The sequence below is a fragment of the Oscillatoria salina IIICB1 genome, from assembly GCF_020144665.1.
Lineage (GTDB): Bacteria > Cyanobacteriota > Cyanobacteriia > Cyanobacteriales > SIO1D9 > IIICB1.
Genome location: NZ_JAAHBQ010000011.1, coordinates 80,867 through 106,041, shown reverse-complemented (window position 1 = coordinate 106,041; position 25,175 = coordinate 80,867). Strand labels below are relative to the sequence as shown.

General features: G+C 41.8%; 22 protein-coding genes and 1 pseudogene. 15 read left to right on the top strand and 8 right to left on the bottom strand.

Annotated features, from left to right (window positions below):
* A pseudogene (locus G3T18_RS04390) lies at positions 1-126 on the bottom strand (photosystem II D2 protein (photosystem q(a) protein)); the annotation flags it as partial.
* A gap of 241 nt (positions 127-367) precedes the next feature.
* On the opposite strand from G3T18_RS04390, the gene G3T18_RS04385 reads away from it, so the two are divergent.
* From G3T18_RS04385 to rpsU, 5 genes are all read left to right on the top strand, one after another.
* Complete coding sequence (locus G3T18_RS04385) at positions 368-649, top strand: hypothetical protein (protein ID WP_224409311.1); 282 nt, start codon at positions 368-370, stop codon at positions 647-649.
* 43 nt (positions 650-692) lie between these two features.
* Positions 693-830, top strand: a complete 138-nt coding sequence (locus G3T18_RS04380) for a hypothetical protein (protein ID WP_224409310.1) — start codon at positions 693-695, stop codon at positions 828-830.
* 62 nt (positions 831-892) lie between these two features.
* The gene (locus tag G3T18_RS04375) at positions 893-1,459 is read left to right on the top strand and encodes a photosystem I assembly protein Ycf4 (protein WP_224409309.1); all 567 of its coding nucleotides are present in this window, start codon (positions 893-895) and stop codon (positions 1,457-1,459) included.
* 136 nt (positions 1,460-1,595) lie between these two features.
* Positions 1,596-2,264, top strand: a complete 669-nt coding sequence (locus G3T18_RS04370; protein ID WP_224409314.1) for a peptidylprolyl isomerase — start codon at positions 1,596-1,598, stop codon at positions 2,262-2,264.
* 342 nt (positions 2,265-2,606) lie between these two features.
* Positions 2,607-2,783 carry a 30S ribosomal protein S21 gene (rpsU, locus tag G3T18_RS04365; protein ID WP_224409308.1) on the top strand — a complete coding sequence of 59 codons (177 nt, stop codon included), beginning with the start codon at positions 2,607-2,609 and terminating at the stop codon, positions 2,781-2,783.
* 175 nt (positions 2,784-2,958) lie between these two features.
* On the opposite strand, the gene G3T18_RS04360 is transcribed toward rpsU, so the two are convergent.
* The 4 genes from G3T18_RS04360 to G3T18_RS04345 form a co-directional block, all read right to left on the bottom strand.
* A complete protein-coding gene (locus G3T18_RS04360) occupies positions 2,959-3,429 on the bottom strand; it encodes a TspO/MBR family protein (RefSeq protein ID WP_224409307.1) in 471 nt (156 codons plus the stop codon).
* 66 nt (positions 3,430-3,495) lie between these two features.
* Positions 3,496-3,789: a hypothetical protein gene (locus tag G3T18_RS04355; protein ID WP_224409306.1), complete on the bottom strand. Its 294-nt coding sequence runs from the start codon at positions 3,787-3,789 to the stop codon at positions 3,496-3,498.
* Positions 3,790-4,145: 356 nt separating this feature from the next.
* Positions 4,146-4,460 carry a hypothetical protein gene (locus tag G3T18_RS04350; RefSeq protein WP_224409305.1) on the bottom strand — a complete coding sequence of 105 codons (315 nt, stop codon included), beginning with the start codon at positions 4,458-4,460 and terminating at the stop codon, positions 4,146-4,148.
* Between the two features lie 298 nt (positions 4,461-4,758).
* Positions 4,759-6,348 (bottom strand): glycoside hydrolase family 57 protein, encoded by a 1,590-nt coding sequence (locus G3T18_RS04345; RefSeq protein ID WP_224409304.1) that lies wholly within the window; start codon positions 6,346-6,348, stop codon positions 4,759-4,761.
* Positions 6,349-6,715: 367 nt separating this feature from the next.
* Here G3T18_RS04345 and G3T18_RS04340 point away from each other — a divergent pair, with 367 nt between their 5' ends.
* Positions 6,716-7,882 (top strand): histidine kinase, encoded by a 1,167-nt coding sequence (locus tag G3T18_RS04340; protein ID WP_397333909.1) that lies wholly within the window; start codon positions 6,716-6,718, stop codon positions 7,880-7,882.
* A 77-nt stretch (positions 7,883-7,959) separates the two neighbouring features.
* On the opposite strand, the gene ppc is transcribed toward G3T18_RS04340, so the two are convergent.
* Entirely contained in the window at positions 7,960-11,049 is a 3,090-nt protein-coding gene (gene ppc / locus G3T18_RS04335; protein ID WP_224409303.1) for a phosphoenolpyruvate carboxylase, read from the bottom strand.
* Positions 11,050-11,363: 314 nt separating this feature from the next.
* Positions 11,364-11,558, bottom strand: coding sequence for a hypothetical protein (locus G3T18_RS04330; RefSeq protein WP_224409302.1), 195 nt, complete (start codon positions 11,556-11,558; stop codon positions 11,364-11,366).
* Between the two features lie 364 nt (positions 11,559-11,922).
* Between G3T18_RS04330 and G3T18_RS04325 the strand changes: the two genes are divergently transcribed.
* Positions 11,923-14,826, top strand: coding sequence for a DUF1574 family protein (locus G3T18_RS04325; RefSeq protein WP_224409301.1), 2,904 nt, complete (start codon positions 11,923-11,925; stop codon positions 14,824-14,826).
* A 158-nt stretch (positions 14,827-14,984) separates the two neighbouring features.
* Complete coding sequence (locus G3T18_RS04320; protein WP_224409300.1) at positions 14,985-16,526, top strand: MBOAT family O-acyltransferase; 1,542 nt, start codon at positions 14,985-14,987, stop codon at positions 16,524-16,526.
* An 88-nt stretch (positions 16,527-16,614) separates the two neighbouring features.
* Here the strand turns inward: G3T18_RS04320 and G3T18_RS04315 are convergent, their stop codons facing one another.
* On the bottom strand, positions 16,615-18,423 hold the full coding sequence (locus G3T18_RS04315; protein WP_224409299.1) for a hypothetical protein: 1,809 nt from the start codon (positions 18,421-18,423) through the stop codon (positions 16,615-16,617).
* Positions 18,424-18,886: 463 nt separating this feature from the next.
* Between G3T18_RS04315 and G3T18_RS04310 the strand changes: the two genes are divergently transcribed.
* The 7 genes from G3T18_RS04310 to G3T18_RS04280 all read left to right on the top strand — a co-directional run bounded on the left by G3T18_RS04310 (position 18,887) and on the right by G3T18_RS04280 (position 25,000).
* Positions 18,887-19,426, top strand: a complete 540-nt coding sequence (locus G3T18_RS04310; RefSeq protein ID WP_224409298.1) for a retropepsin-like aspartic protease family protein — start codon at positions 18,887-18,889, stop codon at positions 19,424-19,426.
* Between the two features lie 46 nt (positions 19,427-19,472).
* A complete protein-coding gene (gene aroC / locus G3T18_RS04305; RefSeq protein WP_224409297.1) occupies positions 19,473-20,570 on the top strand; it encodes a chorismate synthase in 1,098 nt (365 codons plus the stop codon).
* Between the two features lie 11 nt (positions 20,571-20,581).
* The gene (locus tag G3T18_RS04300; protein ID WP_224409296.1) at positions 20,582-21,439 is read left to right on the top strand and encodes an MBL fold metallo-hydrolase; all 858 of its coding nucleotides are present in this window, start codon (positions 20,582-20,584) and stop codon (positions 21,437-21,439) included.
* Between the two features lie 119 nt (positions 21,440-21,558).
* Positions 21,559-22,536 carry an SDR family oxidoreductase gene (locus G3T18_RS04295; protein WP_224409295.1) on the top strand — a complete coding sequence of 326 codons (978 nt, stop codon included), beginning with the start codon at positions 21,559-21,561 and terminating at the stop codon, positions 22,534-22,536.
* Between the two features lie 51 nt (positions 22,537-22,587).
* Complete coding sequence (locus tag G3T18_RS04290; protein ID WP_224409294.1) at positions 22,588-23,502, top strand: NAD(+) kinase; 915 nt, start codon at positions 22,588-22,590, stop codon at positions 23,500-23,502.
* A gap of 187 nt (positions 23,503-23,689) precedes the next feature.
* The gene (nblR, locus tag G3T18_RS04285; RefSeq protein ID WP_224409293.1) at positions 23,690-24,391 is read left to right on the top strand and encodes a response regulator transcription factor NblR; all 702 of its coding nucleotides are present in this window, start codon (positions 23,690-23,692) and stop codon (positions 24,389-24,391) included.
* Positions 24,392-24,469: 78 nt separating this feature from the next.
* On the top strand, positions 24,470-25,000 hold the full coding sequence (locus G3T18_RS04280) for a DUF192 domain-containing protein (RefSeq protein ID WP_224409292.1): 531 nt from the start codon (positions 24,470-24,472) through the stop codon (positions 24,998-25,000).
* The last annotated feature ends 175 nt before the right edge of the window (positions 25,001-25,175 follow it).

The following is a 25,175-nucleotide window of genomic DNA, read 5'->3' as shown; positions in this document are numbered from 1 at the left end:
ATAAGCACAAGGGAACAATAATAATCCTGACCAACCAATAAATACAAAGCGATCGCGCTTTAACCAGTCATCGACGGAATCAAACCATCCTCTCTGTGCTGGTGCGCGTCCGACTGCTATTGTCATACTTTCAAAACCTCTTGCTTAATGAATCAGTTGCAAGATTTCTTAATCTGAAGGTTTTTATCCTGCTTGAAAAGACTTATCCAAAGTTGTTAATTCCAACTTGGTGCTTTTTTCCTGTTTTTCCCAAGGGTGTTCCCACCACTTGTTTACAGGTGTTAATTTGCTAAGAACTACCCTACTCACATTTTCATCACCGTTGCTTGTCACAATGCTTGGTTTTCCCAATAATTGAACAACTTTGATGAATTATACCCAACTTTTTCTTTGCTTTCTTGGCTTTCTCCAACATCTCAACTTTTTTTCTGCTGAAGATTGTTCGAGCTTGACCATTATTTGTTGGGATGGCGATTTCCCCATTGCCTCAATTGCACTTAATTCACAAAAGAGGACTGGCGATGGCTACGCCGACCTTGCGGTACGCTGTTTGAGAGTAGTTTCTGCTTGCTCATTCACTAGCTATTTAGTGAGTGACAAGTTAACTTTTCTTAAATTATCACAAGTTGGGTTAGAATTCCCAGCCTGATTGGGAAAATCTGGGCTGGAGTTTTCACCCACTTTCAATTATTATGCTCGAAATTTTACAAATTGACACATCTGTCCTCATAAAATCTTGGTTGGGGGAACGATCGCGATCGCCGATGCGCGGTTGTTGGCGCTACCGTACCAATCGCACTAACGAGTCGGAGATTTTCTCTCTTGCTTGATTCCAGAGAATGTCAGAATCGATCTAGGTAGATTCAAATTTTATATTGGGCAAAATTTAAACATGACAGCACAGGCAACTACTTCTAACAGCAAGATCCTCCGTCAAGAGGTATTGGGTTCTCGTCGCTTCAGTAACTACTTTTGGGCAGTAATTTCTACCATTGGTGGGGTAGGCTTTCTTTTAGCAGGGCTTTCGAGTTATTTGGGAGTCAATCTGCTACTGGTAAGCGATCCCAGCGAATTACAATTTATCCCTCAAGGTATTGCACTCACTTTCTATGGTTTTGCTGGTACAGCAATGGCACTGTATCTGTATACAGTCATCTTTTTGAATGTGGGTGGTGGCTACAACGAGTTTAATCGGGAAACAGGTGAAGTAACGATTTTTCGCTGGGGTTTTTTTGGTAAAAACCGCCGCATTGAACTTAAGTTGAACTTAGAAGACGTACAAGCGGTAAGAGCAGAAATCAAAGAAGGACTTAATCCCAAGCGCTCGCTGTATCTCCGGGCGAAAAAACGTCGCGATATTCCCCTGACTCGTGTGGGAGAACCGCTATCATTGTCAGAGTTGGAAAATCAAGGAGCCGAACTAGCTCGCTTCTTGTCAGTACCCCTGGAAGGATTGTAAACAATTCGGTTGAGTATAAAAAATGCAGATTTTACATCAGCTTTGGTCAACATTATCCCGCCCACTGCGGACGAATAATGTAGCATGGGCTTCACTCAGATCGCTGTTTGTAGCGATCGCGGTTGGGGGACTGATTATGGGAGGTTGTACTTCCCAATCGGCTAATTCAGATTCTTCCTTGACAACGCAGACAGATTTACCCGTAGCAACTCAAGTTAGCAATCAAACAATGAAAGATTTACCCAGACTCGAAGGTACAGCCACGGTGGAGATGACCGTTAATGGTTCGCCAATTACTATTGAGGTGGATGGCAATAATGCTCCGATCACGGCGGGTAATTTTGTCGATCTTGTCTCTAAAGGTTTCTATAATGGATTAACTTTTCACCGGGTTGTTAAAGATCCCCAACCTTTTGTCGCTCAAGGTGGCGATCCTCAAGGTACTGGTACGGGTGGTTTTGTCGATCCCGAAACTTCTCGACCTCGTTACATTCCTTTGGAAATTCAGCTTGAAGGTGAAGAAGAACCTACTTATAGTAAGGCTTTGGGACGACAGGCAGGTTTTTCCGCTCCCCCAGTGGCTTTGAAGCATAGTCGCGGGGCGATCGCGATGGCTCGTTCGCAAATGCCTGATTCGGCTTCTTCTCAGTTTTACTTTGCTTTGTCCGATTTAGCTTTCTTAGATGGCGATTATGCGGTTTTTGGCTATGTCACTGACGGAATGGATGTTGTCGATACCATTAAACAAGGCGATCGCATTGACTCGGCGAAAGTAGTCTCTGGAATGGAAAATCTCCAAAAGTAGTTTCCAGGCGATCGTGATGAGATTCTCCGTAACTCTCTCACGAAAATCTTGCTGGCGTTCTCAAGATCGGAACGCCTTTTCTTGATTCTTTTTCCCTTTTACGCTATGATGATTGTTGAGTAAAAATTTTTATTGGTAGACTTTTTTAAGCTTTAAAGCTATATTGTAAATTCTGACTGATTGGCAAAAAATGCAATCAGGATAAACGATCGCGTTGCTGAATTCGCTTTCGCTCTCGTAGCTTAAAGGAAAAAGTAAGCAACGCTAAATTTCTTGTCTAAGTTCGCCAATTATTAATCACCACTCAAAAACAGTAAATTCACAAAGGAGGTAAGATACTGTATGACCCAAGTGGTTGTCGGACAAAACGAAAACATTGAATCGGCATTACGTCGCTTTAAGCGTCAAGTCTCAAAAGCAGGAATATTTGCTGACATCAAGCGTCGCCGTCACTACGAAACTCCCATCGAAAAGCGCAAGCGCAAGGCGATCGCGCGGCGTAAAAAGCGTTTCCGTTAAAATCTACTAAAAGCTGGAATTGATTAAGTAGAGCGTGGAAAAAAGCAATTTTTCCAGCGAGCAAGGAATTAAGTTCTCTACAAACCACCGTGGGCTTCACGGTGGATATTTGACCAGAAACTTTCTTTTCTAAGCAAGCAGATAGTTAGCAAAGAAAGTTTGAATCAAATTAAATTTAATCAATATTATTTAACTGCATCATTTCCCAAGTCGTATAAGTACCAACAGGGCTCCAAAGTAGATAAGGCAATAATAACAAAGCCGCCCAGCCTGAAATAGATAGAACTATCAGAGTTAAAACTAAACCTAAAACCGTACCCACAGCACCAACAATCGTACCAATTTTTAAACTGCGAAGGGCAAACATAACAGGTGTATAAGCAACGATCGCTACTTCCAAAAGCAAATAAAAACCCATCAATAACCAAGTCTCAGTCGTTCCGGGATCGCTTTCCCAAATAATATAAGCAGACCAAGCGCCACAAATAAAAATAAAAGTCCAAATAAAGGGAATCGCCCACTCAAATGTCAACCAACGAGGGCGTTGCTGGCGCTTAAACCAACGAACGCCATCCGGCGTAACCAGATTGCTACCGAGAGCAACCAAAAGCGTCACACCCCCAATCACCATCCAAGATTTAATCATCTTTTTCTCCTTGCCCTAACAATCGTAAATCCGTTACGGCATTGGTTACTCAATCTAGAGGTATAACTAAGACTGGGATAAATTACTAAACAAACCATTCAGATTCAGCGCCGCTTCTTTAATACGCTTCAGGTGCTTTAATTTTTGTTCGTCCGACCAACTATAGTAGTTATTTTCTAACGATGTTGCTGACAACAAAATTTCTAGCACCGAAATATTAAGTTCTAAAGGCTTCATGGGTGGAGAATTATCTCTATCAGCATCAGCTTGTTGTCCTTTGCCAACTGGTAAAGAAAATTCACTAAACATTTCCATTTTTTTCTCCCGATTAATCGACAAACCACTTATATAATCGGGCATCCAGCAAAATCTTTGAGTGATTTCGTAGAGAGTTGAGGTTGAATCTTATCGCCTTTTTTTCGTGAAGAGTGTCATCACGGAGACGTGAGATAGCAGTTATATTTAGGTGACAGGACAAAAGTAGATCTTGTGAGTCATGTCACTAATTATACCATAGAGTCAGAGAATTACAGGCTTTTGATGCTTCTTTGCTCTACCTGAGAACGAAAATCTCTGTCGATTGAAGATTTAAGTTGTGGAAAAAATAAGTTTTCTCATCTTTCTTGACAAAACTTAATATAGAAACAGCAAAAAGCCCCTCAACTATTCCACTCTAAGAATAGTAGAGGAGCGATCGCGCTCGATCTCAAAAATAATTAGTCACAAAAAAATCCTATATCGCTCGCCCCATTTACAGACAAGCAAATACTAGGAATACCCACTGCGGTTGCAGCTGCACACAAACGTGATTTCAAACAAAGTAGTGCATAGCGATGAGCTTTACCTTCACATTCAATTACGACAACAGGTCTAATTTCAATCTTGCCATTGCGTTCAACTTGGCGCAATTCTGCTTGAAGATTAGATGTATCTCCCAAAGCCAGAATTTCGTTAGGATTGAGTTTTTGAAGAAAACGCTGTATAGCTTGGTCAATTATTCCTAGAGTTTGGTAAGTAGATTTTTGGAGCATTCGGTTTTCTGCTTGTTTTCTAGCGATCGGTAAATAATAGACTTCGATTGGGAGAGCAAGAAGATTAGCGTTAGTTCGAGTTGTTTCACTCCTAGAACAGTCTGAGAAAGAGAAACAACTTGCTTTAATTTTTAACTTTATCAGATCTCATGCTATAGGTAGATGCAATTTCAATTAGTAAACTAATATACATCACTTTTAGTTTGAGTTGGCAAAAAAATTTTCGTCAATAGTCTAGAGTGAGAAATAAAAAAGGTAGGCTTGTTGCCCACCCTAGTTGGTGAAATAGCCGCCCAGCTTACAAAGGACGATAGACACGGTAGTTAATATTGGGAAAGATATTATCAATCTTTTCGACCTTTTCCAGCCAACCAGAATCAATCTTAGCGACCTTAAGATCTTGATAGAGCTTATTAAAGCGCATCAAATGCGATCGCGTGCGACGAACCGCATAAGGAACCATCGTTCCCGTACGCATAATAAACGCCCAATCCGAAGACTGTGCCAAAAGTAACTCTCGCGCTGCTTGATTAAGAGCTTTCCACTCCAACTCATCAACAGGTTCGCGACAGCTTAACTCAATCATCCGTTCCGTCGCCTTATGTAAATAAGGATAAATCCAAGCATTAGTTTCATTCAGCCAATATTCGTGGAAACCCTTAAAACCCCAACTCGACTGAGAAGGCTTACACACTTGCTGAGTTGGTTCCCGACGCAAATAATCAGCCAAGTGAGTCATTTCAAAAGTATTTTGATCGTACCAAGACTTACGAAACAGATAATCAATAAACCAAGGACCTTCATACCACCAGTGACCGAACAACTCAGCATCGTAAGGAGAAACCACAATTGGCGATCGCCCCATAATTCCCGCTAAATGCCTAACTTGCTGTTCCCGATTGTACATGAAATTTCCCGCGTGTTCCGCAGCTTTTTCCCTTGCCCAATAAGGGTCATATAATTCTTTATCCGATAAGCCCGCAGTCCGACTAGTAATCTTGTGATACTTAATACCCGTATTTTTGCGCTGACCATTAGGCATAATATACGGCTTAATGTACTCGTATTCTGCTTCCCAGCCCAAATCCTTATAAAATTCCCGATATTCTGGCGAACCAGGATATCCTACCTCAGAAGACCATACCTGTTGAGACGACTCATGGTCGCGACCAAAAGCAGCTACTCCCGCCTCAGTAAAAATCGGTGCATAAGCGCCAAAACGAGGGCGAGGACGAGCATATAGCAAGCCATGACCGTCAGTGAGGAAGTAACGCAAGCCAGCATCCGCTAGCATTCGATCCAAACCTTCATAATAAGCACATTCGGGCAACCACATTCCCTTAGCCGGACGACCGAAAGTTTCTTCGTAATGTTCGCAAGCCACCTGAATTTGCGCCCAAACTGCCTGGGGATACATCTTCATCAATGGCAAATAGCCATGAGTAGCACCACAGGTAATAATTTCCAGATTGTTGCTGTCGAGAAATTGTTTAAAAGCAGTAACTAAGTCTCCGTTGTAGCCTTCCCAAGTCTGACGAATCGCCTGAAATTCTTGAGCATAATGCTCTGCGAGATAACGCAGATGACCGTTATGCTGATTATGCTCGATTTCCTGTTGTGCGAGTTCTTCTAAATTGGATAAATGTTGCTCAAAGCGTTCTTGTAAGAGCGGATCGCGTAGCATTGACACCAAGGGAGGTGTCAAACTCATCGTCATTTTAAAGTCAATTCCATCCCGCTTTAGTCCTTCAAAAACGTGCAACAAAGGAATATAAGTTTCCGTTATTGCCTCAAAAAGCCATTCTTCTTCTAAAACATAGTCACTTTCCGGATGTCGGACAAAGGGTAGGTGGGCGTGAAGTACGAGGGCAACGTAGCCAAGAGCCATAATTGTTTTTCGGTTGGAGAGTGAATACTGTGCCAAGGCAGGCAGGATGTCTTTGATGTTATCTTAAGATTTTATTACGAAAATGCGAAAATAAGAAAGTTAATGGATGCGAAGCTCTAGCTGAATCAGCAATGAGTGTCTTTGGGCGCGATCGCCTGATTTGAGGTGGTATTAATCGCCTCAAAATCCTGGCTTTGATAACCAAAAATATGTGTTATAATTCATTATTTTTCTGATGATATTATTTGTCGCAGGAGTATTCTCGCCACATTTGAGGTAAAAATATAAAATAGATATTAAATCTTGGCTTCAAGTCCTTTTCAGGGGCTTTTCTAAGTTGGTTTCAGCGTATCAGTATTACTCTCCAGTGCAACAATCAAATGGCAGGCAGGTAGCTTTAGAACAAAATAGTTATACCCCAGCAGGGTTGCTTCAACTATTGCTGTTTATTGACGAGCGTCCTGGTTCTCAGGAACATATCCGGCGAGTACGCAGTTATCTAGACAGTTTGAAAGCCGAATATCCCTTTGAGCTTCAGGTGATTGATGTGGGGAAGCAGCCTTATCTAGCAGAGCATTTTCGATTGGTAGCCACCCCAGCTTTAGTCAAAATATGTCCTGAACCAAGGCAAACTCTAGCAGGAAGCAATCTCGTTGCTCAACTGCAAAAATGGTGGTCTAGATGGCAGCTTAGTGTTGAAGAAGCTAAGGAAAAACAAGCAGCAGGTGAGTTATCAGACCCCACAAAAAGTAATTCCCTTGGCTATTCCGCAGAACTCATTCGCTTATCTGAAGAAATTTTTCGCCTCAAAAAAGAAAAAGAAGAACTCGAAGAGCAATTAAATTTTAAAGACCGAGTGCTAGCAATGTTAGCACACGATCTCCGCAGTCCTCTTACCGCCGCTTCGATTGCTGTGGAAACAATCAAAATAGTTCAAAACCAGCCCAACGAACGTTTTCGAGCTTTAACCGAGCAGTTACATCAGCAAGCTTGCAACCAGTTTCGCATTATGGAAAGAATGATCTCGGATATTCTCCAAGCGTCGAAGGGTAAAAGTGCTGAATTAACGATTGAACCTCACCAACTCTATTTACAGAATCTTTGTCAAGAAATTTTGGCTGAATATCAAGAAAGATTCCAGAAAAAATCGCAAAAGCTAGAAACCGACTTACCTTACGATCTTCCTGCTGTTTATGCTGACCAAGAGTTAGTTCGCCAAGTTATTATTAATCTGTTAGAAAATGCGATTAAGTATACTCCAGAAGGAGGGAAAATCCAAGTTTCGATTTTACACCGGACGACCCAAAAGATTCAAGTGAGTATTTGCGATACAGGCCCGGGAATTCCAGAAGAAAAGCGCGATCGCATTTTTGAGAGACATTTCCGTCTTCAGCGAGATGAAGATCGAGAAGGATACGGTTTAGGTCTTTCTCTTTGCCGTCAGATCGTCCGATCGCATTACGGTCAAATCTGGGTAGATACTGCTTCGGCAGGTGGCAGTTGTTTTCATTTTACCTTGCCTGTTTATAATTGAGAATCTCGCGCTTTTCAGGTTTTGATTGCTCGAAAGGGAACTCAAAAATCCCTTTCGAGTTGTTCGCATCAACTAAATCAACCAGTATTACGCATTCCCGCAGCGATACCGTTAATAGTTAACAGCGCTCCCCGTAATAACTCATCTTTGCTGTAACGGAAATGAATTACACCAGAAGCAGCTTCTTTGGTGTACTGACGAAGCCGTTTTAATAAAGAAACCTGCAAGAAACCTAAAGGAACAATGGTTCCATTGCGTAATTGTACCGATCGCTGTAAATCTGGATCGCCATCTAAGAGCTTTTTGTGACCGGAAATTGTCAAAACCAAATCGCTGGTGAGGCGATATTCCTCAGCAATTTGCTCAAAAACGCGCTCAAAACGCTCTAAATCTTCTGGCGGCGAAAGTTCTTGGACATAGTGTTTAGCCATTTGTAAATCCACTTTAGCTAAGGTCATCTCTACCTTAGAAATTGCCATTTTAAAGAAGGGCCACTTGAAATAAAAATAACGCAGGAGCTTCAAATTTTCTTCAGGTTCTTGATTGAGAAACTCCTGAAGTGCAGTACCGACTCCATACCAAGCGGGTAAAAGAAAACGACTTTGAGTCCAGCTAAATACCCAAGGGATAGCACGTAAACTACTCAAATCTTTTTTACCACTTTTACGGCGAGCAGGACGAGAACTAATTTGCAGTTGACTGATTTCTGGAATTGGTGTTACCGAGAGGAAGAAATCGAGAAAATCAGGCTGTTCGTAAATCAAAGAACGATAAGCACAACGCGATCGCGTGGCTAATTCTTCCATAATCTCTTTCCACGGTTCGATATCATCAAAACCGCTTCCTAATAAGCTAGCCTGAATCACTGCGGTGGTGACTGTCTCTAAGTTATACAGCGCTAAATCTGGCAACGAATATTTAGAAGCTAAAACCTCTCCTTGCTCAGTAATTTTAATCCGCCCGTTAATCGTCGCTGTCGGCTGGGCTAAAACCGCTTCATAAGCCGGACCGCCACCACGTCCCACCGAACCACCGCGTCCGTGGAAAATCCGTAAATTCACACCATATTCCGAAGCTACTTTCTGTAAAGCTTTCTGGGCTTTATGAATTTCCCAATTACTACTGAGGAAACCCGAATCCTTGTTACTGTCCGAATAACCCAGCATCACCTCTTGGAGATTAGCCGGTTGTAGAGGAGCTTTTTGCTCTCCATCGCCATCGTATCCATTCGCCAAACAAGCTCGATACAAAGGTAATTCAAATAAAGAACGCATCACACTAGGTGCGCGTTTTAAATCGTCCACCGTTTCAAACAGAGGAACAACGCGAACGCTACTAACTCCCGTTGCTGGATCGTAAAGTCCAGCTTCTTTTGCCAATAACAGCACCTCCAGAACGTCACTAACATCCTCACTCATGCTGATAATATATGTTTGGCAAATTTCCGTCCCAAACTCTTGCTGTAGTCGTCGTAGCATCCGGAAAGTAGCGATCGCTTCGCAGGTTCTCTCCGCAAAAGGTAATTCCGCAGGAATTAGAGGGCGACGAGTTTGTAATTCTGTTGCTAACCAGAGCGATTTTTCAGATTCACTCAACTCATTGTAAGGTTTGTGGATTAGTTGCAAATAGCAAGCAATATCCTCGATCGCTTCCGAATGGCGAGAAGATTCTTGACGCATATCTAGCTGCGCCAGTTTAAAGCCATAAATCTCTACCTGAGTAATCAGATTGTCCAAATCGCGGCAACTTAAATTAGTTTCCACTAAATTGCGTTGAATCAGGCGCAGTTCAGCTAAAAAATCTTTTCCTGAAGCATAAAAGCATTTCGGATTGAGATCCGATTTTTGCGGAAAATGAGGTTCTTGTTCCGACAAACGACGATTGCGATCGCGAGTATTTTCCAATCGCTGTTGGATGTAAGCTAATTTAAGCCGATAAGGTTCGTGACGATAGCGAATTGCCAATCGTTCGTAAACTTCCGGCATCAACAATCTGTCTTGCTCTAAAGAATCGAGTAACTCTGGCAGAACATTGCTCCAATGAAGAGATAAGCTTAATAAATCTGTCAAACTCTTAATCGACCTGACATATTTTTCTAGTACCAATTCTCGCTGATAACAAGCAGTTGCCCATGTAACTTGAGGAGTTACCGAAGGGTTTCCATCTCGATCTGCACCTACCCAAGAACCAAATTGACAAAAGTTATTGCGCGGGGAACGCAAACCAGGAAAAGAATTTCCCAAAGCTTGTTTGAGCAATACCGACAATTGGGGAATGGTTTCAAATAACACTTCCTGAAAATAGTGAAGAGTATAATCCACCTCATCCAAGACAGTCGGTTTAAACTGATGAAGTTCGTCAGTGCGCCACCAAAGACGAATTTCCTCCATCAATTGTTGAATTGCTTCGTCTGTTTCCCAGGAAGTAGTTAACTCTTGATTAGATGCTTGAGAATCTTCTAATGACTGCTCCTCTTCGAGATCGAGTCGCTTGAGAATCCGAGCAATACGTCGTTGTTTGTTGCGAATTGTGTGACGGACGATTTCCGTTGGATGAGCCGTAAACACTAAGCGAATGTCTAGATTATCTAATAGCTCCTGAATTTTTCCCGGAGGCATATTCAGCTTGTAGAGATAAGGAAATAGCCATTCAAAAGTTCCGGTTTTTTTATTGGCTCCTTTGCTATCCTGCCAACTTTTTTCGAGCATATCGATCCCAGGAGTGCCAAGCGCTTCGTTAGCTTGCGCCACTTCTTTTGTAGTTGGCGATTGCTCAGCCCTACCATTAGTTAATTTGGCATTCTTCGTCGTTAATTTTTGATGAGCATTTCGTCGGGAAATCCGTTGCTCCCTTTGTTCATAATGTTTTTCAACGATATTAATCAGTTGAAAATAAAGAGCAAAAGCGCGACTAGCACGAATAGCAGCTTCGAGATCGAGCCTTTCTACCAACTGAGGAACAGAAGATTGAGGCAGATCGGTTGCTTGTCCTTCTGGAGAAGACATCGATCGCAACTGCCCCAGTAAATCGACCATTTCTTGACCGCACTCAGAGCGCAGTACCACTTCCCACAAATCTTCGACTAACTTAAGACGATGGCGTAAAAAAAGTTCTGAAGTAGAAAGAACCTTAAATTCCTGCTCTGAGGAAGAAAGAAGAAAACTCATAATACCTGTTTATACCCAATCTTACCTAAGTTACAATTTTCCGATCTTAAAGGTTTATTTCTAATTCAGCAGTTTCCCCTGACACTGAATAAAAAAACTTAATGCTGCTAGGAGCGTACCATTCCCTTGCCCTGCTCGGAAGTTTGTCGCTCTTGAGGATACTGCGAACCTATCAGCGTTTAGCTTGGGCTAGTATGGGTAAGTTGGGGAGATTGTCAAGCGCCTTGGCGTGGGAAGCAAAAACATTTCCTTGTTAAGATCGACAAGGGAACACGGCGATCGCGCGATTCAGTGTCAGGAGAGAGTCGTCTTCTTTACTGTTCTGGAACTTCCGGATTAGGAAAATGCAGTACAGGTAGAATCTCACCGCGAAAGATTTCTTCAGAAGCAATGCCGAGATCGGTAAGTGCTTGGGTCAATCCTCGGATTGCCATCATACTCAAGAGAAAGGGCGTTGCTGCCAAACTTAAGCAGATTTCTAGCTGGAGTGGAGACTGGGAATTAGACATCAAACAAATTTCTCCTCATAACTTGGGTAAGTTAATTGCATTTGTAGTGTACTCTTAAAAGCGCGATCGCCAAACTCTACGGCGGAAAAACTTCTGGGGGTGGTAAAAAATTTTAGAACTATAATTAATTTTTTGGCTGAGAATTCTGGGTTAAACAAGATTTTGCCTATTTCCCGCTCCAATCGCCAAAGTGATTTATCTAGGCAGGATAACCAGAATCCTTATATCATGTGAGCGGAGTTTTCATTGTTAGATAAAAAAGCGCGATCGCCAAATTACGATGTTGGATCTGGATCGGAGAAATTCAAGTGGGACTCAATTATCACTTTCTCAGTGGCTCTATCAGACACTCAAAGAGTCTGGTTTGTCTATAAGAATACGTTTGCGGGTGCGGACTAGGGGTAATAATTTACACATTCTTTGTGAAGGTTCCCAATGTCCGCCAGCAGTTCAAGTTGTACCTCGATTAGTTGAGGTATTTAAGTCCTCACAAGGAAGTGATATCCTACAATCGCTGACTGGTGAAATTTTAATTCATCGGGTCATTATTTATGGCAAAGCAGTCGCTGAAAAACGTCCTGAGTGGATAGAGCCAATTGTTTTAGCTCGGCTAAGGTCAAAATCCTCTGGCTTCCCAGAAGGTGAAAATGAGCAAAAATTGCCAGGAAATCACGATCGGGAGGAAAAAACGACTATTACTAATTACGAAAGTTTGGCACGTTTGGGAGATAAAAACGCGATCGCCATTTATCTGAGCGAATCTCTTTCTCAGTGGGGTGTGAGTGTTAAGTCGTTGGTGCAAAAACTACCTGATGGTGGTGCTTCGCAGCGTCTCTGGTTGGTTTGCAATTGTCCCTGGAGTCTCGATCCTCATCTGTTCGCTGAACCGATTGTCAAACGGTTACGAGATTTAGATTTAGTCGGTTTTCGCGAAGCAGTCATCCGTTCTCAAGTTGATGGTGAAGCGGCTCCCGATTGGGTGTTGCTGGTGGATTTGACTCGCAAACAGGATCTGCTCGCTGATTGGGCAAAATGGGGCGATCTAGAGGCAATTACTCGCTTGCTCAATCTCTCTTTAGCTGCTCTCGATATTGAAGTGCGTGCTAATGTCAAAGATTCTACTTTGCATTTGTTTTGTCGGTGGGTTTCGAGAAACTCAGGTATTGCTCCTGATAAACATCTGATACTTACCCATATTGCACCAATTTTGGAGGATCTCGCTCCTCAAGGAATAACCTCATACACGGTTTATGGTGTCAAAAATCCACATTTACACTCAACGAATAGTGAAGATACTTTAGTTTGGATTGATTGGCTCAAGTTCAACAATCATCGTGGGGAAACTTCTATCTTTGATTTAGCCAGACAGGAAAATCGAGAAGCACTCAGTTTCCTCTTACAAAAATTACTCAATCCGGATTTAGATTATCGTTTAGCTACTGGCGGCGTACGAACTAAACTTTGCCGCAAACAAGATTTATTACACGTGATGACTGAAGCAGTCATCTGTCCGCCAAAAGCAGAAGTAATCAAAAAGGTAGAAAATTTATTTCGCCAATTAGCAATTCCTGGTTTGGCTGGTTTACGAATTTACGGACGCAGATCTGGTCAATCTTCTCCTTTATGGAGTTACGGAGTTGATTTTCTCAGTCGCAAACGCCAACCTGCTGTCTCGGCGAAAGAAGTTCAATCTGTTCCTCCTGAAGTCAATAGTACCAAAACTAAAGTTTCTGCTGGTGTAGCTACATTTACACCAGAAGCAACACCAACACAAAAACGCGATCGCTTTCGCCTCCTTTGGTATGAACAAGTCAATCAAACGTTAAGCAATTGGTTATGTCGTTCGGGTTTATTCGTTCGTTCTCTTTCCCAAAGCAATCTCGATCGCGATCTCCAAACTAGTTTTACGGCACGACCATCACTAAAATTAACTTTAGTCTGGGCTATTCTGGGATTGTTACTGGCAGCTAGCGTTGATTGGTTAGTCGGTAATAGCCTTGAATCAATTACAGTTTCCTCTGAGCTAAATACGGCGGCGGAAAACTCCTTACCTGAACTATATATTCCCGAAACCTCGTCCCTATCTCAACAAGAAGAAACTGATTTCGATGCTCGTGGTTTTACTCGTCCCGGAGAAAGTAAAATCGAATTTTGGCAAGATAATAACTCATTGTTAGATTCGAGAAATAATGGTAAAACCGCAGCAATTTTAGCCGCAGCGCGATCGGATATTCCTTCTTTTAACAATCGATTGGTAGACGAAAAATTAGCGCTTTATCAACAACGAGTAGCTCAAGAAGGTCCTCCGGATGTTCTCATTGTCGGTAGTTCTCGCGCTATGCGAGGAGTCGATCCTAAAGCATTAGAAACAGCTTTAGCCGCCGAAGGCTACTCAAACATCGAAGTATTTAACTTTGGTATTAATGGTGCAACTGCACAAGTTGTAGACTTATTACTGCGCCGAGTTTTGACCCCAAAACAACTACCAAAACTAGTAATTTGGGCTGATGGTGCGAGAGCATTTAATAGTTCCAGAGAAGATCGCACCTACGAAGCGATCGCAACTTCTGCTGCTTATCAAAAATTGCATGGCGAAGATTTGACTGCTCTCAAGTCTAACAACCAACTGACGCGTCCTTCACAAAACTTTCTCGCTACTACTATTCAAGATCGTGAAGCGATCGTCAATCGCTCGTTGGGAAAATTATCTTCCCTCTACCCTCAACGCGAACTCCTTAAAACTTGGTTACGACAAGACTTACTCGACAGCGTAAAATTACCTTTCCTTAATCCTTACACCGATCTGAATTTAGCAATTACTAACTCCGAATCAGAATTGGTCTCGATTGATTATGATGGTTTCCTACCTCTATCGGTTCGTTTCGATCCTGAGAGATACTATCAAAATCATCCCAGAGTTACTGGCGCTCACGATCGCGATTATGATTCTTTTGGCTTAGATGGTCAACAATATACCGCTCTCAATGAACTCCTCACTTTTCTCCAAACTCACTCAATCCAGCTAGTTTTCGTCAATACACCTTTAACTAACGAATATCTTGACCCAGTAAGAACCAAGTACGAAGAAAAATTTCGCACTCATATGCTCGCAGAAGCCAGCGATCGTGGTTTAATTTTCCTTGACTACGCTCAGCGTTGGTCTACTCAATACGAATTATTCTCCGATCCCAGCCATCTCAATCGTTTTGGTGCTTATCAAGTTTCCCAACAACTAGCTAAGGATACCAGAATTCCTTGGTTTAAGTAATTTTCAGCGAACAGTTAGCACTTAGCCGCATTTAACAGTTATCACCCGACCAGTTTATTCGCTAATTGCTTGTTATCTCCAATCTTTACTGATAACTGATAACTAATAACTGGTAACTGATAACTGGTAACTGATAACCCCAATCCCCAGTCCCCAAAATGACCTTCGTTTCCAATATCTACGCTCTTTTCCTGTTAATCCTACTAATAATTTACTGGTCAGTAGGACGTGCATTAGCCAAAAATTCCCCTAAAAAAAGCCAGCATTTCCAACTTTGGCTGCTGCTAATTGCCAGTATTATCTTTTATGCTTCCTTACAATGGTGGTATATTCCGCTTCTTCTAGCTATAACCTTAATTAACTTCTTCCTCGCTCGTACCATTGAATCCCAAAGCAAAATCGGCGGAATACAAGCGGAAAATAGTCAGCTTTCCAACCAACAGTGGGAACAGCTACAGGGATTTTGGAATCGTCGCACCAGTAACCTTTTATGGCTAGGAATTATCCTCAACGTGCTGTTGCTCGTGGGTTTCAAGTATATCCCTTTTATTTTGAATTCCCTAGCTGCACCATTGAACTTGTCATTTGTTACCCAAAGTGCTACTTGGATTAGCGATCGCGTAATTGCTCCTCTCGGTCTTTCTTTCTTTACCTTTGAATGTATCGCTTATCTTATTGATGTTTATCGCGGTGCCCCTGCTGCTCGCCAACTGCTACAATTCACTAGCTATAAATTATTTTTCCCCAAACTAATTTCTGGTCCCATCACTCGCTTTCATCACTTTACTTCCCAACACCAACTTATTAGTTTTGATGAATCTATCGAAGGTCTTTGGTTAATTGCTTCTGGTGCATTCAAAAAAGCACTTCTTGCCGATAACCTTGCTATTTATGTCGATTTATGCTATGGAAATTTAGAGCGAGCAGGTAGTGGCGATTTATGGTTAGCAACCTTAGCTTACGGCTTACAACTATATTTTGATTTTAGTGGCTATGTAGACATCGTTCGCGGTAGCGCTTTACTCTTAGGATTTAATCTCCCAGAAAACTTTGATTTTCCCTACTTCACCACCAGCATTGCCGATTTTTGGCGGCGTTGGCACATGACCCTCGGTAATTGGCTGCGTAACTACCTTTATTTTCCCCTTGGAGGTTCCCGCCGAGGTTTAGGACGCACTTGTCTCAATTTGTTCGTAATTATGCTGATAGCCGGCATTTGGCACGGAGCAGCTTGGGGATATGTCGTTTGGGGCGCTTTGCACGGTATCGCCTTAGCACTACACCGTCTCACCGAAACCTTCAGCAAACGCTGGCAATGGATATCCTCTTGGTGGCAAAGCTTTCTCGGCATCATGTTTGCTTGGATTTTAACTCAAATTATGGTATTTACCTCTTGGGTTTGGTTCCGACTCCCTAACCTCGAACAAGCAACCTTAGTCTTTCAGCATTACTGGAACTATTCAGGCGATATTCAGTTTGCTCAGAAAGTATACGCCGAAGCACTCAATTTACAACGCTATCGCGTCGCTTTGCTCATTGCTGGACTAATTTCCTCAATGAGCATAATTTACTTTGTCCAGCGAGGTTTGAAATTACAACTTAATTGGACTATCAAGCTAATTTTAGTTCCTCTTTGTCTCTATTGTGTTTGGATTTTAGCCCCTGAAGGAGGACTTCCCTACATTTACTTTGATTTTTGATCAGAAAAAAATAACTGAATGTTGACTGTAGCAAATGTATTTTAACAAAGTGCCTCCCAATTGGGAAGCACGCTTTTTAAATTAGTGTTTATCTTGAGTAATATTCCTTCTCTGGGTAAACGCTAATAATCGTTTCACCTACTACAAAAAACATTCCCTCTCGCTCGTGTTTAGAAAAGGACAAGTCAGGATACTGAAAACTAAGTTCTTCAGCCGTATAAGCTGTAGCATCCATTGCATCAGGTAAAAGTCCCGTGGAACCAATATAGAACACTAAAGGAGAAATTTTTTCTCGGTACAATTGTTCGATATATTTCTCTAGTTTACTTTTTGCTGCGGCTAAAGCTTCCACAAACTCATCGCGAGTTATCGCTTCTCCTTTCCATTTCGCTTGCAAAACTCGTAACAAACTATTTGCACCAGTTTTACTTAAAATAGCCGCTACAGAACCATTATCTTCGATACCGAGGAAGTTATCAAAAATAGGTCGCATAAATCGGTCAACTTGAGTAAATTTAGTACGTCGCGAGAGGTCTTTGTGTCCGAAGATAAGAGGAATATCTAAACTGACAGCAAAATTAGGTTTAGATATTTTTTCGCCTGTCTCTAGATTATAAGCTTCGTAGATGCGGCTTAGGAATTGGTTTGCTGAGTAAAATTTGCTGAGGTTGAGGATATTTTTGTTCCCGATATCGATTTTATAACTAATTCGAGAGGCGACTTCACCTTTAGCTAGGGCGGTTTCTAAGTCAGCATATTCGGTGGTTGTGGGGAAGTTGACATAAAGGTTTTTGGAAAGGTAATGTTGCTTCAATTCTTGCAACTGTTCCTGAGTAAATATTTCTGAGTCGTCTCGTAAGTAAGCTGAGATAATACTGGCAAGAACTTTAATTGCTGCTAGTTCCTCAAAGACTCCATCCAGGTGAGAATAATTTTCTTGACAAGCTATTATCGGCAAATTATCTAACTTGATTTCGTATTCAGTACGAAAATCAAATTCGCCAGCAGCCAAAACGCCTTTGGATTGCAGCAAATTAAGCAATTTTTTGTTGTTAATTTTGACTTGCAAAGAGTTGATATGCAGTTCGCCGTTGCTAACAATTGTGTAATCGTTGTACTTGTTTAAATCGGTAAGAAGTACGCCAGCAACTTCGGTTATAGGCGTGTTAGTTTCTGGGTTGATTAATCGGACTTTTCGGGTCAAAAGTAGATTGATTGTGGCAGTATGACGATTAATCGCCAAAGAACCCATTTGCACGTATTCTGCATTGTCGATGTTTTCTGTTTTTAACGTCGGTTCGAGTAAATTTCCTTTTTCATCTCGGCTACCTTCGATTCGGTTAATGCCTTTGCGCTGATAATTTTCTTGGAGATGTTTGAGATTGATAATTATGCTGCTGCGGTGTTCTTCGAGGAGGTTTATTAACTCGAATAAGGAGATGTTTTTGGTAACAGGAATTTGAACAAATAATTCATGGTTTTGTAGGGTTTCTGGGTTGTTGATGATGATTTCAATATCAGTTTTGAGTTGAGCGAGTTCTGGCTTGGTAATGGCTTGGGCGTGTTTTTCGATTAAGGTTTTGTCTAAGGTGCTGAGTAAAGCGTATTTGGCTGTAGTTAGTTTTCCTGCTGCTAAATTGGCGAGGACGAAGTTATATACTGCTGTAGCTGATTGTCTGGGGGTAATTTCAGTTAAGGATTGATATTGTTGTTCGGTTATTTGCTGGTATTCAGCTAAAAGATTGTCATTTGGGTTAGAAGTATCTAAATGAAGATAGTAGCCTTTTTTTTGTCCGAAAAAGTTATAGAGGCAAAATTTAGTAAAATATTGTTCGCTTTTGCCTAGTTGGCGATCATTTGCTGCTTCGTGAAACAAGTTTTTGCTATTAGTTGCCATCGGTGCCTCTGTTAAGTTCAACTTAACTTAGATTCAGGTGAATTTTGCTAATGCAATTATAGCAGATTGAGGCTCAATATGACCACAAATACGTCGCGAATTAAACTAGTTTTTGGGGTAAAAAAGCTTTAATGACTTGAAAAATATAATCGTGATATTTATAGAGACATTGCCAGTAAAGCCTTGAGACAAGACAATTATTTTTTTTGTAAATTACTTACTATTACAACAGTAAAAATAAAGTAACTTTTTCGGAAACGAGCGATCGGCTTAAGGAGATTTTAAATTAGCGGTCTTATTGGCAATTAAGAGTGTGAGGACAGGAACTCTACATAAAGAGTTAAAATTGATAGCAAAATAAATTGAAGTAATTTGCACAAAAGTGCTGGAGACTAGACAAATCGCGATCGCCAGTTGTTAAAATACGACTAGCGAGGAAAATTTTAGCGATCGCAGAATGCTCATGAAAAAAATGATTGCAGCATTAGTAATAACTACTGGAGTAACTGTATTTCCCTTGACTTCTTACTCCCAAGAACAGCAAGGTTGTTTTATGGTCGATAGTAATGGTCGTTCCATTGACCTAGGAGCGCTTTGTGGAGAATCTTCTGATTCTTCAGTTTCAGGAATATATATAATTCCGATTAAAAGAAGAGAAGGTGGTACTCCGGTGATTGATGTTACCTTTAACGGCGAGGAAACTTTTGAAATGTTGTTTGATACGGGAGCAACAGGAACGGCAATTAACCCCCAAATGGCAAAAACTTTGGGCGTACAAACCGAAGGAACAATTTTAGTCGATACTGCTAGCCAAAATGCCGTTCCTTTTCCTTATGGTCGCTTAAGTTCGGTGGCTGCCGGAGGAATGACAGTGAATAATTTGCGAGTAGGAATTTCTCCAGCCTTAAGTATAGGACTGCTAGGACAAGACTTTTACGGCAATCATGATGTCACAATCAAAGAAAATGCGATCGAAATCCGCGCCCGGACGAAAGCGAAGTAGCGATCGCTGTTAAAATACAAAGTTCATAGGCTTTTAACTCTCAACTATGGGCAATACTTTCGGGCATTTATTTCGGATTACAACTTTTGGTGAATCTCATGGTGGTGGTGTGGGTGTAGTGATTGATGGTTGTCCCCCTCAACTGTCAATTTCTGAGTCAGATATTCAATTCGACTTAGACCGCAGACGACCCGGACAAAGTAAAATTACGACACCCCGCAAAGAAACCGACACTTGTGAAATTATTTCCGGAGTCTTTGAAGGAAAAACCCTCGGAACGCCAATTAGTATTATTGTCCGGAATAAAGACCCTCGTCCCCAAGATTACGCCGAAATGGCGCAAAAATATCGTCCTTCCCACGCTGATGCCACTTACGATGCTAAATATGGGATTCGGAATTGGCAAGGTGGCGGGAGAGCAAGTGCGAGAGAAACTATAGGTAGAGTAGCAGCAGGAGCGATCGCCAAAAAAATCCTTCGCCAAATAGCTAAGATAGAAATCGTCGGCTATGTCAAACGAATCAAAGATTTAGAAGCAGTAGTCGATCCTAATACCGTAACTCTCGAACAAGTAGAAAGTAATATCGTTCGCTGTCCCGATGCTGAATCAGCAGAGCGAATGATCGAATTAATTGACCAAATTAGAAGAAAAAAAGACTCCCTTGGTGGCGTAGTCGAATGCGTTGCTCGTAACGTCCCGAAAGGATTAGGAGAACCAGTATTTGACAAACTCGAAGCCGACTTAGCCAAAGCAGTTATGTCTTTACCTGCTTCTAAAGGATTTGAAATTGGTTCCGGTTTTGCTGGAACTTTACTTACAGGTTTTGAGCATAACGACGAATTTTATCCAGACGAAAAAGGTCAAATTCGGACTGCGACTAATCGCTCTGGCGGTATCCAAGGCGGTATTGCTAACGGAGAAAACATTATTTTACGAGTAGCATTCAAACCCACTGCTACCATAGGTCAAGAACAGCGTACAGTGACTAGCACGGGCGAAGAAACAACTTTAGCAGCTAAAGGCAGGCACGACCCTTGCGTTTTGCCAAGAGCCGTGCCAATGGTAGAAGCAATGGTAGCTTTAGTCCTGTGCGATCACTTATTACGCCACCATGCTCAATGTAATGTTTTTCAGCCTTGCTAATTAATTGCTAAATGGAAACTAACCTTAATTCTGAATTTGTCGTGCAATTTTGGGGAGTACGAGGCAGTATTCCGACTCCAGGCTCAGAGACGGTACGCTATGGAGGAAATACTTCCTGCGTGGAAATGCGCGTCGGAGGTAAACGTCTCATTTTCGATGGTGGAACTGGTTTGCGGGTTTTAGGTAAAAGCTTGCGCCAGCAAAAACCAGAAGAAACTTATATGTTTTTCACCCACTATCATTGGGACCATATTCAAGGAGTACCCTTTTTTCTGCCCGTTTTTAGTGAAGAACATATCTTTCACATTCACGGACAGGTTCCCCCAGATGGCGAAAAAATGCACATGAAACAGCACTTTCGCGAACGAGTGCTGCACATAAATTCTCCAGTCCCGATTAAAGAAATTCAGGCACAGCTCAATTACCACGATCTAGTTTGCGAGGAAATTTTCAATATTGACGAAATTACGATTGAAACTCGTCCCCTCAATCATCCTAACGGTGCGATGGGCTATCGAGTAAGTTGGCAGGGACATTCGATCGTTTACTGTACCGATACCGAACATTTTCCCGATCGCCTTGATGACAATGTTCTCCAACTTGCTCGCGATGCGGATCTACTCATTTACGATGCGATGTACACTGATGAAGAATATCATAACCCAAAATCGCCTAAAGTCGGCTGGGGACACTCAACTTGGCAAGAAGGAGTGAAAGCGGCGATCGCTGCTAAAGTGAAAAAATTAGTTATCTTTCATCACGAACCCAACCACTCTGACGATCTACTCGATCGCATCGGTATTCAAGTTCAAGAAACTTTTCCTAATGCGGTGATGGCTCGCGAAGGTTTGATTTTGAGTGCCATTTAAACTAGCACTCTTCATACGATTAACGTTTGGAAAATTCAAACCGCACTGGAAAAACATAAAGTGTCCAAATTCTGATAATATCTTATAGAAAGTTTAAATTTCCTGACTAAATTCATTAGATGGATGTATTGATCGTCGGTGCCACGGGCACCTTGGGAAGACAAGTTGCTCGTCGCGCTCTCGAAGAAAACCATCGGGTTCGCTGTTTGGTACGAAATAAAAACAAAGCAACTTTTTTGCAAGAATGGGGGGCAGAGCTAGTTAAAGGAGACTTGTGTAAGCCCGAAACTCTAGTTCCCGCTCTTGAAGGTATGGAAGCTGTAATTGATGCGGCAACAGCTAGACCTACCGATTCTCTTAGCATAAAACAGGTGGATTGGCAAGGAAAAGTAGCATTAATTCAAGCTGCTCAAGCTGCTGGGGTCAAAAGATATATCTTTTTTTCCATTCTTGACGCAGAAAAACATCCTCAAGTACCCTTAATGGAAATTAAGCGGTGTACGGAAGTTTTTTTAGCAGAATCGGGATTAAACTATACGGTACTTCGACCTGCTGGTTTCATGCAGGGTTTAATCGGTCAGTACGCAATTCCGATTTTAGACAATCAAGCAGTATGGATAACAGGAGAAACCACTCCGGTTGCTTACATGGATAGCATCGATATTGCTAAGTTTGCCGTTCGTGCTTTACAAGTTCCCGAAACTGAAAATCGAACCTTTCCCGTCGTCGGACCTCGCGCTTGGGGTGCTTACGAAATTATTAATCGCTGTGAAGCTTTATCCGGGCAAAATGCTAAAATTGCCCGCTTGCCGATAGGTTTGTTACGTTTCATGCGTAAACTAACCCGATTTTTTGCCTGGGGCAAAAATGTTTCCGATCGCTTGGCATTTGCTGAAGTGCTAGCAAATGGTAAACCTCTCGATGCGCCAATGGACGAAGTATATCAAGTATTTGGACTTGACCCCGAGCAAACAACAACTTTAGAAACCTATTTAGAAGATTACTTTACCAGAATTGTTAAAAAACTTAAAGAAATTGATTACAAAAAAAATAAACAGAAAAGAAAGAAAAAAACACCTTTTAAATCCGAGTCTTGAGCGAACAAGCATAGCCCCATTCTACCCAAACCGAAAGCAGGACCGATAACTGTGGCAAAAGCAGGCATTATTTACAACGATACTAAACCTGTAGCTTGTCGCGTCGCTAATGAGTTGAGAGACAAGATCGCTGCTCGTGGCTGGGAAGTTTCTACTTGTACTGGCTGGGGCGGAATCTTAGGCTATTCTTTCCCAGAACGTCCGGTTTGTCATGCGCGGATCGAACAGTTAACACCTCCTGGTTTTGAGGATGTTAGCTTCGGGATTGTTTTAGGCGGAGATGGGACTGTGTTAGCCGCATTCCGACAAGTTGCTCCTTTAGGTATTCCTTTATTGGCGGTCAATACAGGTCACATGGGCTTTTTAACCGAAACTTATGTGAACCAGTTGCCGCAAGCGATCGAGCAGTTGCTCGCTGGAGATTATCAGATTGAAGAACGCTCGATGTTAACAGTACAAGTGCTTCGGGAGGAAACCTTACTTTGGGAGGCACTTTGTTTAAATGAAATGGTCTTGCATCGAGAACCGTTAACTTCGATGTGCCATTTTGAAATTGAGGTGGGAAGTCACGCCGCCGTGGATATTGCGGCTGATGGTGTGATTATCTCAACTCCTACAGGTTCGACGGCTTATTCTTTAAGTGCCGGGGGTCCCGTGGTAACACCTGATGTCCCGGTTTTGCAACTAGCTCCGATTTGTCCTCATTCTTTAGCGTCACGAGCTTTAGTTTTTTCCGATACTGAGAAAGTAAGGATTTTTCCGGCTACTCCTAATCAAATGGTGATGGTGGTTGATGGTAATGGCGGTTGCTACGTTTTGCCAGACGATCGCGTCGAGATCGAACGCTCGCCATACTCGGCTCGTTTTATCCGCTTACAAGCACCTGAGTTTTTCCGTATTTTGCGCGAAAAACTGGGTTGGGGTTTGCCTCATATCGCTAAACCTACCTCGGTGGAATTACCTTAAGTTAGTTATTAATTAATTCTTGACTTTTTGCAGCTTGTGTGATAAAAAGTCATTTGCAATTAATTGGTAACTAAGATAAGTAGGCGATCGCGAATTAAAAGAGGATGATTATCCACCAGGGCGATCGCCAGCTTCTCATTGGTATGCTAAAACAGGATAAATCGAGTAAATATACTTAACGCCAGAGATGATGACGACAACGATAACCTCAGAGCTAAACTCCTGCGTCTTATTAGTAGAAACAGATGAAACTTTCGCTCAACGAGCTAGTTTGGAATTGAGAGAAGCAGGCTATACCACTGTAGTAGCATCGGATGCTCACAGTGGTATAGATCAATTTGAAGAACTTCAACCATCAATGATAGTTGTCGATCGTTCCTTAGCCGGAGAATCAGGATTAAGATTTTGTCGCCAGATCAGAAATACAGGTAGTAGAATACCTTTACTGATGTTGATGGCGCGAGATACAGTGGAAGATCGCGTCGCTTGCTTGCAGTCTGGAGCAGATGATTATTTACTCAAACCTTATCGAACAGAATCTTTTTTAGAATTAGTACGTCTCTATCTGCAACCCGCAGAAGGCTCAACCGAACAATTGCGTTTCGGTGAATTAGTGTTAGACTTAATCACTCGTCGAGTTATTCGTAAAGGACGAGCAATTGACTTAACAATGAAAGAGTTTGAATTACTTAAGTATCTGATGTCCCATCCCCGAGAAGTTTTAAGTAGAGAACAAATTCTGGAAAATGTTTGGGGCTATGATTTTATGGGCGAATCAAATGTAATTGAAGTCTACATTCGTTATCTACGTTTAAAAATTGAAGATGAAGGTCAAAAGCGACTAATTCAAACCGTGCGAGGTGTAGGTTACGTTTTGCGGGAATCATAATAATTTATCGCTTGTAGTGGCTCGTTTGTCAAAAACTAACGATTAGCTACAAAGTTATCATAATTAATTAGTAGCTACATGAAAGGTCAAATTAGTTTAATTTTTATCCTCGGTATTTTGCTGTTAGGTTGCTCGACACCTATTGACGAAAAAAACGTTCCTGAGACACCAATAGCGATCGCTGAAGCAGAAACCAATTTTCCAGGTCAAATGTTACCAGTTGAAGCCCAAGCAATTATGGGTGGCGAAACAATTGATTTAGAAGTGACGAAAACACCCCAGCAGCAAGCACTTGGTTTAATGTTTCGGGAGAGTTTACCTGATAATCGAGGAATGTTATTTACATTCAATCCGCCACGACCGACTCAGTTTTGGATGAAGAATGTCAAAATCTCCTTAGATATGATTTTTGTGCGTAATGGTGAAATTAAAGCGATCGCGGCTAATGTTCCTCCTTGTACTAGCGATCCCTGTCCTACCTATGGAACCGAGCAGTTAATCGATACAGTCATCGAACTGCGGGGAGGAAGAGCTGCCGAACTCGGTTTAAAAGCTGGATCTCCTGTTAAAATTGAGTTTCTGACTCCGTCAACGAATACCGTTAATTAACCTTGTTTCTATTTTTGAAACCAAGCTTTCTCTCCTCGCTACCTGGTTTTAAGATGAGCAAAGTTAAATTTTTCCGGAGGTCGAACCGAATTAGTGATAATTTGTCCTTTTGGTAAAGTTCACAAAATTGAAACAATTTTTGGTCCTTTTTATGGCACAATTTAGTTAATCTTTC

Coding starts and splice junctions, on each gene's coding strand:
- G3T18_RS04385 (WP_224409311.1), top strand. CDS start 368: ATGAATTATACCCAACTTTTTCTTTGCTTTCTTGGCTTTCTCCAACAT.
- G3T18_RS04380 (WP_224409310.1), top strand. CDS start 693: ATGCTCGAAATTTTACAAATTGACACATCTGTCCTCATAAAATCTTGG.
- G3T18_RS04375 (WP_224409309.1), top strand. CDS start 893: ATGACAGCACAGGCAACTACTTCTAACAGCAAGATCCTCCGTCAAGAG.
- G3T18_RS04370 (WP_224409314.1), top strand. CDS start 1,596: ATGGGAGGTTGTACTTCCCAATCGGCTAATTCAGATTCTTCCTTGACA.
- rpsU (WP_224409308.1), top strand. CDS start 2,607: ATGACCCAAGTGGTTGTCGGACAAAACGAAAACATTGAATCGGCATTA.
- G3T18_RS04360 (WP_224409307.1), bottom strand. CDS start 3,429: ATGATTAAATCTTGGATGGTGATTGGGGGTGTGACGCTTTTGGTTGCT.
- G3T18_RS04355 (WP_224409306.1), bottom strand. CDS start 3,789: ATGCCCGATTATATAAGTGGTTTGTCGATTAATCGGGAGAAAAAAATG.
- G3T18_RS04350 (WP_224409305.1), bottom strand. CDS start 4,460: ATGCTCCAAAAATCTACTTACCAAACTCTAGGAATAATTGACCAAGCT.
- G3T18_RS04345 (WP_224409304.1), bottom strand. CDS start 6,348: ATGGCTCTTGGCTACGTTGCCCTCGTACTTCACGCCCACCTACCCTTT.
- ppc (WP_224409303.1), bottom strand. CDS start 11,049: ATGAGTTTTCTTCTTTCTTCCTCAGAGCAGGAATTTAAGGTTCTTTCT.
- G3T18_RS04330 (WP_224409302.1), bottom strand. CDS start 11,558: ATGTCTAATTCCCAGTCTCCACTCCAGCTAGAAATCTGCTTAAGTTTG.
- G3T18_RS04320 (WP_224409300.1), top strand. CDS start 14,985: ATGACCTTCGTTTCCAATATCTACGCTCTTTTCCTGTTAATCCTACTA.
- G3T18_RS04315 (WP_224409299.1), bottom strand. CDS start 18,423: ATGGCAACTAATAGCAAAAACTTGTTTCACGAAGCAGCAAATGATCGC.
- G3T18_RS04310 (WP_224409298.1), top strand. CDS start 18,887: ATGAAAAAAATGATTGCAGCATTAGTAATAACTACTGGAGTAACTGTA.
- aroC (WP_224409297.1), top strand. CDS start 19,473: ATGGGCAATACTTTCGGGCATTTATTTCGGATTACAACTTTTGGTGAA.
- G3T18_RS04300 (WP_224409296.1), top strand. CDS start 20,582: ATGGAAACTAACCTTAATTCTGAATTTGTCGTGCAATTTTGGGGAGTA.
- G3T18_RS04295 (WP_224409295.1), top strand. CDS start 21,559: ATGGATGTATTGATCGTCGGTGCCACGGGCACCTTGGGAAGACAAGTT.
- nblR (WP_224409293.1), top strand. CDS start 23,690: ATGATGACGACAACGATAACCTCAGAGCTAAACTCCTGCGTCTTATTA.
- G3T18_RS04280 (WP_224409292.1), top strand. CDS start 24,470: ATGAAAGGTCAAATTAGTTTAATTTTTATCCTCGGTATTTTGCTGTTA.